Source organism: Sphingobium indicum BiD32 (assembly GCF_000382885.1).
In the GTDB taxonomy this organism is placed as follows: Bacteria; Pseudomonadota; Alphaproteobacteria; order Sphingomonadales; family Sphingomonadaceae; genus Sphingobium; species Sphingobium japonicum_C.
In genome coordinates, this window is sequence record NZ_CAVK010000244.1 from 1 (window position 1) to 7,703 (window position 7,703).

The window sequence follows — 7,703 nt, forward strand, 5'->3', positions numbered from 1 at the left end:
GCCCCAAAGGCCGCGCCGTCCACTCAGGGGTGGGGGGGCGGGAAAGAGGAATAGCCGCCATCACGCATGGCGGCGGCTCCGTAAAAGCCGGAGGGTTTCCCCTCCGGCGTTTCGCTGTCAGGCGGCTTCTCTCACTTCTTCGGTCTGCGGCTGCAAACCATGCAGATAGTCGGCGGCGCGCTGCGCGTGGGCGGCGGCGCTGAAAATGGCGCGTTTGTCCTCTTTGAGCACGGCGAGCCAGTGCCCGAGATAGGCGGCGTGTTCGTCGCGCGGTTCGGGGCTCAAGGCCAAATCGGCACAGAGAAAAGCCGCGCCAAGCTCGGCGACAAGTTCCTCCATCGCATAACCGGAATCGCCCCAGCGCTTGCGACCAAAATCCCGCTCAAGGCGGTCTTTGCCTTTCGTCCAGTGGGTCATTTCATGGGAAAGGGTGGCGTAATAGGCTTCGGCATCGCGGAAGGCTTCAATGGGGGGCATTTGCACGCGATCCTCTGCGGGGCTGAAATAGGCACGGTTCCCGCCGTGGCGAATATCCGCGCCGGTCGCGGCAAAGAATGCCTCAGCATGCGCGATGCGCTCCACGCTCTCGGCGGGGCGCTCGGCCAGTGCATAGAAATGCGCGGGAAGCCCTTCCACCTGCTCGACGTTAAAAACGGTGTATCCCTTCATAAACGGAATATCGCGCTCGTTCTCCTGCCCGTTCTCGTCGGTCTCGGTCTTGGTGATGGTGTTGGCGTAAACGACCAGATTGCCCTTTTCGCCTTTGCGGACATGGCCGCCAAACTCCTGCGCCTGTTTGAAGGTCATCCAGATGGGGGCGCTATATCCGCGCTCGCTGGCGGCTCCCCATAGCATCAGAACATTGATGCCGCGATAGGGCTGGCCGTTGGCGCGCAAAGGACGGGTAATCCTTCCTGCGGCATGTTCGGCGTTCCACGGCTTGAACCAAGGGCGGACGCCCTTTTCCAGTTCGGCCACAATGTGGGCGGTCACTCTCTCATAAACATCTTGTTTCATTGCCTTTTCTCCTTGGCTTAGGGGTTGCGCATGCAACCGACTAGCCACGCGGCAATGAGCGGGGGTCTGCTGTCAGGACCGGAAAACGGGGGATGGTGCGGGCCGGAGCCCGGACCTGATCCGGGGGACTACACGGCCTCCGTTTTCCGCCCCATAGGGCTTGGTCTTGACAGCAAGGGGGCGCAGCCCCTCAAACAAAGAAGGGCGTTACGCCCCAAAAAACAGGAAGGCGGGCATAGGCCGCCGAATGAGATTGCGGACGAAGGCCGCGCATATTTCGCGCGCGGGATCGCTACCTTCTGGCCGAGACGCGAAACGCGGCTCGGTGCCGCAAGCATCAGCGCGGCATAGAGCCCCATCCGGCTATTCGCCGGACGCGCCCTTGCGGAGAGATTAACTCATTCGGTCATATTTTTAAGAAACGGACCTTTGGACTTCATTTTCTGTTCCTAAAACGTCTGGACAGTTCGTTCTTGTTCTCCCGTTCATTGTCGAGCCATCAAGATTGTATTAACCACGCAACGATCCCTGACGGGCAGGGGTTTCATGTAGGGGGGCTTTGACATGACATCGCCGTTCTCGATGCGGTCCGCGCTCCGCCTTTCCGGCGCAAGCCTCGCTGCTTGCGCTATTGCCACGCTTGCTGCCGCAAGTGCAGAGGCGCTTCCGCTATCCAGCTTCAAGGATCAGGGCATCGACCATATCTTTGGCAGCTATGCTCCGCGCGGCGACTGCGCGAAGGAGCCGCGCGTGACTATCGACGAAAAGGGCATGACATTCCGCGCCAATGGCCGGGAAATGAAGCCCCCTCGGGTGGAATATGCGCTCACCTTCATGGGCGCGCGCTATGAGGGCATCATGGCCGTGTTCTTTCCCTTTCCGGTCAGCAACAATGATTTTGGCCGGGTTCTCATGTTTGTGAACGACGGCGAGAAGCAAGGTGTTATCCGCTTTGAATCCGATCTGCCGCGCGGCCAGCGCCCCGATCCCTTCCATGCGGCCTTCACGGGGGGTGGCATGTTCACGCTCTGCAAGGGCAGCGCCCCTGCGGGCACACCAGCGCCGCCACGGCCCGAACCGGCGGTTGCCGTGCAAGGCATTCCAGCGGAATGGACCAATCTCGCCAGCCTCGTCGGCAAATATCCCGGAAGCTACGCGAAGGACAATATCGACCTGTTCGACAAGGGCGCCGTGGCTGCGGCCTTGAAAGCCCGGATGGGACCGAAGATGGCGGTGCTGCGGGCCAATCTCTCCGCCGTCTCGCCATTGCAGCGGGCCGGGAATTATTATTATCTTTCCGGTAATGCGCAGCATCAGGGCGGTGTGGAGCAAGCCTATGTGATGATCGACCCGGCGCGCCGGGCGGTACAGGTGGGTCTTTGGGAGCGGGGCAAGCTAACGGTCTATCCGCCTGCGGCAGGCGGGCGGCTGCCAGTCGCGCCGGAAATCAAGACGATGCTGGACAATAGCCCGCCCGAAACGGCGGTGCCGCTTCCCGGCACACCCTGGGAAGTCGTTCCGGTGCAGGGCCGCGCGCCCATAGCTTATGTGAGCGCGGCGGCATCTCCCAATATCGAATCTCTCAGCCTCTATTGCGAAGGCGGCAAGCCCTATATGGCGATGCTGCTCAACAAGCCCTCGGTCGGCAATGCACTAACGATGACGTGGAACTTCTCCGGTCGGCTCGTCAACATCCCCGTTCAGCGCGCCAATGCAAACGCCACGCAATGGATCGGCGGCCTGACAGGAACGCAACTTGTTCCCCTGCTCATGCAGCAAAACGGGACGGTGATGCTGCGTATCAACGGACGGCTGGAAGGCGAAGCCTCTCTCAGCAATTCAACTGCGGTGCTGCGCAATACCCTGCGGGGATGCGTGCGGCTCTGACCTACAAGAACGGCGCCATCCCTACTTTAGGGATGGCGCCGCTTCAATTCGCCTGATTGCGGATTTCTAGCCAGACAGTTCGGGCGGATTTGAGGGGGCGATAAGGCGCAGCTAGGTCTCTCTGCCGCGCCGCTCCCATAGCGTCCTTTTGATCCTGCACCCTGGCATCAGTCTGCCCTGTGGGCGCAAGCCTTATCAGGCTCCTTCTCTTTGTTGCGGCCCTGCGGGTGCGCTCCGGTCTTCCCGCTGCCGTCATCGGGGCATGAAAGGCCGTGATGGTTGCGGCCTCAGCAAGAAGGAGACAGCCCCATGCGCCTCATCGTCGCCGCCGAACTCGATCACCTGCCGGAATGCGTCCTGCACTCGAAATTCTTCCGCGTCAGCCAGGAACTGGCGCACAGCGAACCGGCTACCGCCGACCGCTCGAATGCACTGGCCTCGCTCGAAAACATCAACCGCGCGATCATCAAGCGCCGCCTGAAGGGGCCGGGGTTTTAACCCCGCCCCCTTCGGGGTCACGGCCCGGAGGGCCGGTTAAAGCGCCCGCGCAAAGGCCGGTTCGGCCCGCGCGGCGGCTTTGACGGCGGCGGCTCAGGCACTTTGGGCTTGGGCGCGGGCGGCGTAGCCGGTGCGGAGAGAAACTTCGACCGGAAAGCGAGCCGCGAAAGAAGTGCGCGAAGTCCGCGCCTGCGGCGGTTCTTGCCGCGCGGATTCTTCCTCGAACCGAGGAAACGCGAGATCACGCGGCGCACAGTCGGCATGAAGGTCGGCACCAATTCGGGCGGATCATCGGGAACGTCGCCGTCCTTATCCGTGGCGTTGCGGTCGGTCGCGGGCGGCAGAGCCACTTCTTCCATTTGCAGGAAACGCGACGCGACGGCGGCTTGTAGCGCGGCGATGTCGAAGAACCGCGCGAAGGCGCTGTCGGCGATGCTGCCGCCCTTATCCGTGGCAACCTTTTTCTTTTTGGTGCGGCCCGGTTCCGGTTGCAGGAAACGCGAGCCGCTTACTTTGTCCTTCCGGGCGGGCCGTCCGGCCCGCGCCCTTGCTGCCGCGCCTGTTCTTCTTGCATACGGCGGTCTTCCGCGATCTGTTCAAGCAATCTTGCGGCGCGCGCGGCGTCTTCGGCGTAGCGCTCGCGCTCCCGCGCGAAGATCGCCTGCTGTTCGCGGCTTTGCTGCGCATGGCGCTCTTTCAGCTCGTCGAGGTGTTCGGCCCTGTTCTGCGCCAATAGCACTTCGAGGTCGGCTTTCTCCCGTTCCTGCCGCGCATACATCTGCCGCCATTCCTTCTTGCGCTCTGCCAGCTTCTCCGCGCCACGGCCCGGATTGAGGCGGTTTTGCAACGCCTCGATAAAGCCCTCGATGCCGCCCCTGGCTTCGCGCTGTTCGCGCTTCAGCCGCTCGCGCTCCGCTGTGTGTTGGCGATCAAGACTGGCGAGCTTCGGCTCGTCGTCGCGTTTCAGGACATATTCGGTCTGGCGCAGCTCGGCAGCATGCCACTCGGCCAGCTTGGCCGCGTCGGCCTGTTCGCGCGCGGCAAGGGCCTCTGCGACGCGCGGATCAAGCGTGGCTCCATCGGGAATCTCGCGCGGCGCTTCCTGGGCGGGTGCGAGATCTTCGATGGATGGCCTCTGCATTTCAATGTCGGGGGCGGGAACGGCAGCCTCCGCACGGGCGCGCTGCGCGGTCTTGGCTTCGGATGCGGTCGGGAGCGCGGCGCGGTCCACGTCCGCCATGAAGGCCCGCACCTCGGCGGCCTTCATTTTCAGCTCGCGGCTGAGGCTGAGGACGGAGCCTTCCGCCGTCACCAGCACAAAGTCCCGCTTGTCGCCCTGCGCCAGCATATAGCCCGCTTCTTGAAGCGCGGATTTGAAGGCCGCGCCGTTGTCGCTGGCTTCCTTAAGGGCGGCCATCTGCGCGCGGCGGTCGGCGACGCTGATGCCGCTGCGCTCGGCCTGCTGCCATTCGCCATGATTGACCTCGGCGCGGGGGAAGTCGGGCTGCTTGCTGCGGTCGCGCTTGGCATGTTTGCCGGGCACCGGCTCATGCCCGAACGCCAGTTCAAGTTTCTGGCTGGCGCGTTCATGGGCGAGATAATTGTTGCTGTCGGAGCGCATGGTCATCGTCTCAAGGTCGGTGCGCGCCCAGACGATATGGATGTGCTGGCGGCCTTTCTTCTCATGCAGCACGACGGCGCGCGGCTGGCCGTCCAGGCCAAGTTCTTTTTCCAGCACCGCCACGGCTTCGGCCCATTGCGCGGGCGTCATGTCATAGCGGGCGTCGGGGTCGATATTGACGTGATAGAGCCCCTTGGTGCCGCGTGTGCCCTCGGAGAGGGTCTGCCAGTCGCGGAAGGTCGCGGAGAGATCGTCCACGGCGGAGTCCAGCTCCAGAATGTCAACGCGCTCGTTGGTGTCGGCGCGTAGGAGGTGGGCGGCAAGTTGCTGTGGTCCGGCCCGCGATCCCCCTTTGATAATCATGACCGCGCCTCATGATTCCGGCGGCGATGGTGGGGGTGACGGCAGGACCGGCGCGGCGGCGTCCGGTTCCTTGCCGAGAGCGTCGTAAATGAGCCCGCGTATGCGGGCGAGATCGGCGAGCGCCTCGCGAATGTCCGGCAGGACGGTCTGCGCCTCGCCGCCGGTGTGCAGGTAGCGGGAAATCTGGTTCAGATTGCTGCCGGTCTTGCCGATGTGACCGAGCACCTGACGCAGAACGGAAGCGTCTGCGGGGACGCGCTTTTGGGCGCGGGGTCCGGCGTCGCCGATTGCGGCGGCGCGCAAAAAGGCGGCGGAGGTCATCCCCGCCTTGTCGGCGCGGGCAAGAAAAACTGCATGCTCGGCCTCGGTCATGCGGGTTTTGACCTGCCGGACGCGCTGGCGCTTTTCGGACTTGCGACGGGCGGATGTGCCCTGATCGGGCTTGTTCGGGCGGGGGCCGGTCTCGTCGGTCAAGCACACCTCCTTTCAGCCGGTTTTGTCCGGCGGCGGGTCGAGGGGGACGAATACCCCCCGTCAGGGTGCAGGGGCGTGAAAGCCCCCTGCGCGTCGTCCAGAGCGCGCAAGCTCTGGCCGTGGGTGCCGGGACGCGGAAGTCTCCGGCGAGTGGGTCGAGGGGCGCGATAGCCCCGCGTCAGGTTCCAAGGACGACGTGCCTTGGTCTGGGTCTTCAGGGGCAGGAACGCCCCTGAATGGTGTCGCAGAGGCAAAGCCTCCGTCATGGGTCGCAGGGAGCACGAAGGCTCCCCGCACGGGTGCATGGGGTGGGAAACCCCTGCTCGGGAGGGATGCAACGGGAGGGCGAAGCGCCGCCCTTGCCAAGCGGACGGGTACCCCGTCCATGGCTTGCACGCTCTCCTAAGCCATATCTCAGGATAGCACAGGTCGTGCGGGAGCGTGGGGTAGAACTGTATGCGGCGGGACAGATGCTGCCCGATCCGCTTGCCACAACGACTCGCAAGAGCGCCGCAACGCCTGCATTATAGCACAAGACGTGCGTGTGCGGCGAAGGTTTCACGGCGCGCGCTCCGTAAGTACGTCGCGCGCTTCGTTCAGAAGCTGCGCGACACCGTTGGAGCCGCCGGTATCGGGATGCAGCTTCTTGATCAGCCGCCTGTGCGCGGCGATGATTTCCGCAGGGGTCGCTCCTTCGGTAAGGTCGAGGATCGACAGCGCCCGCCTCCGGCTCATGGGGCCGGAGGAAGTCTTTGGCGGGTCGGCCTTCCTCTGGCCGCCCTCCCGCCCGTCGCCTTCCTCCTTGCCGCGCCGCACAAAATACGGGTTGTCGTCCCAGCCGAGCGGCGGCTGCCAATAGAGCATCGGATAGGTGGCGGCGAGCGAGGCGAAGGCTTCCGGTATCTGCCAGTAATCGACGGGGCGGAGATAATGCGGGCGGCCTTCGGGATTGAGGACAATCGCCACGTCGCGGCCCAGGCTCAATACCTCGTCGGGCATCAGGAGCGGCCTGCCGGTCTCGCCGTAATTGACGCTCTCGCCCTTGCCCGCGCCGCCCGGCCCTTCGTTCTGGTTCTCGCCCCGCCCGATGGTGCGCACGGTCTGCTTGCCGAGCGTGTCGGAGAGGTATTTGGCGGACTCAAGGTCGTTGACGTTGCAGAACCATTTATAGGCGCAGTTGGACAGGATTGTCCCCGCCGCCGCGCCGTAGATGTCCTTGAGCTGGTCGAGCCCCTGCACGATCAGCGTAAAGTCGATGCCGTAGCCAGACATGGTGGCAATGTCGCGCGGCATGTCCTCGATCCGGCCAAGGGCGGGAAACTCGTCCATCAGGATCATGCAGCGGTGCGGCGGGCGTCCTTCAAGCGGATAGCGCTTGAAGGTATGCATGGCCGCCGTGGTCATCAGCCGGAGCCAGGTGCGCTGCGTGTCGATGCGGTCGGGCGGGATCACCAGATAGACCGTCACGGGACCTCGGATCAGGTCGGCCATGTCGAAGCTCGACGTGGCCGTCGCGGCCTTCACCTGCGGGTCGGAGAGAAACTTGGTATTCTCCGACAAGTTGGACATGATGCCGCTGTAGGTCTCCTGCGCCAAATCCAGATAGGGGCTGACCATCTCCCGGATCGCGCCGCCAAAGGCGCTCGAAGCGGCCATCTTTACTAAAAAGCCTTCGGTGAAGTCCTTGCGGCTGAGGCTCACAATCTCGCGGGCGCGGGCGAGGGTCTTTTGCTCGCCCGGCTGGTCGGCGATCCAGAGGAACACGGCGGCCAGCACGTTCGCCGCGCTGCCCTGCCAATATCTGTCCTTGTCGGCGGGGCTGGCGGGACAGACCGCCCCCGCC

General features: G+C 64.0%; 7 protein-coding genes. 2 read left to right on the forward strand and 5 right to left on the reverse strand.

Annotated features, from left to right (window positions below):
• Positions 1-117 precede the first annotated feature (117 nt).
• Entirely contained in the window at positions 118-1,017 is a 900-nt protein-coding gene (locus tag EBBID32_RS21365; RefSeq protein ID WP_006966982.1) for an ArdC family protein, read from the reverse strand.
• 564 nt (positions 1,018-1,581) lie between these two features.
• On the opposite strand from EBBID32_RS21365, the gene EBBID32_RS21370 reads away from it, so the two are divergent.
• Positions 1,582-2,904 carry a hypothetical protein gene (locus tag EBBID32_RS21370; RefSeq protein ID WP_006966984.1) on the forward strand — a complete coding sequence of 441 codons (1,323 nt, stop codon included), beginning with the start codon at positions 1,582-1,584 and terminating at the stop codon, positions 2,902-2,904.
• A gap of 309 nt (positions 2,905-3,213) precedes the next feature.
• Positions 3,214-3,402 (forward strand): hypothetical protein, encoded by a 189-nt coding sequence (locus EBBID32_RS21375; RefSeq protein WP_006966986.1) that lies wholly within the window; start codon positions 3,214-3,216, stop codon positions 3,400-3,402.
• Between the two features lie 17 nt (positions 3,403-3,419).
• On the opposite strand, the gene EBBID32_RS21380 is transcribed toward EBBID32_RS21375, so the two are convergent.
• From EBBID32_RS21380 to EBBID32_RS21395, 4 genes are all read right to left on the reverse strand, one after another.
• Complete coding sequence (locus EBBID32_RS21380; RefSeq protein WP_006966989.1) at positions 3,420-3,752, reverse strand: hypothetical protein; 333 nt, start codon at positions 3,750-3,752, stop codon at positions 3,420-3,422.
• Positions 3,753-3,910: 158 nt separating this feature from the next.
• On the reverse strand, positions 3,911-5,386 hold the full coding sequence (locus EBBID32_RS21385; RefSeq protein WP_006966991.1) for a relaxase/mobilization nuclease domain-containing protein: 1,476 nt from the start codon (positions 5,384-5,386) through the stop codon (positions 3,911-3,913).
• A gap of 9 nt (positions 5,387-5,395) precedes the next feature.
• Positions 5,396-5,860, reverse strand: coding sequence for a plasmid mobilization protein (locus tag EBBID32_RS21390; protein ID WP_006966993.1), 465 nt, complete (start codon positions 5,858-5,860; stop codon positions 5,396-5,398).
• Between the two features lie 558 nt (positions 5,861-6,418).
• Positions 6,419-7,703, reverse strand: a 1,285-nt coding sequence (locus tag EBBID32_RS21395; RefSeq protein WP_037492399.1) for a type IV secretory system conjugative DNA transfer family protein, incomplete at its 5' end; no start/stop codon positions are given.

Excerpts from the sequence above, each read along its gene's own strand:
- EBBID32_RS21365 (WP_006966982.1), bottom strand. The coding sequence starts at position 1,017 with ATGAAACAAGATGTTTATGAGAGAGTGACCGCCCACATTGTGGCCGAA.
- EBBID32_RS21370 (WP_006966984.1), top strand. The coding sequence starts at position 1,582 with ATGACATCGCCGTTCTCGATGCGGTCCGCGCTCCGCCTTTCCGGCGCA.
- EBBID32_RS21375 (WP_006966986.1), top strand. The coding sequence starts at position 3,214 with ATGCGCCTCATCGTCGCCGCCGAACTCGATCACCTGCCGGAATGCGTC.
- EBBID32_RS21385 (WP_006966991.1), bottom strand. The coding sequence starts at position 5,386 with ATGATTATCAAAGGGGGATCGCGGGCCGGACCACAGCAACTTGCCGCC.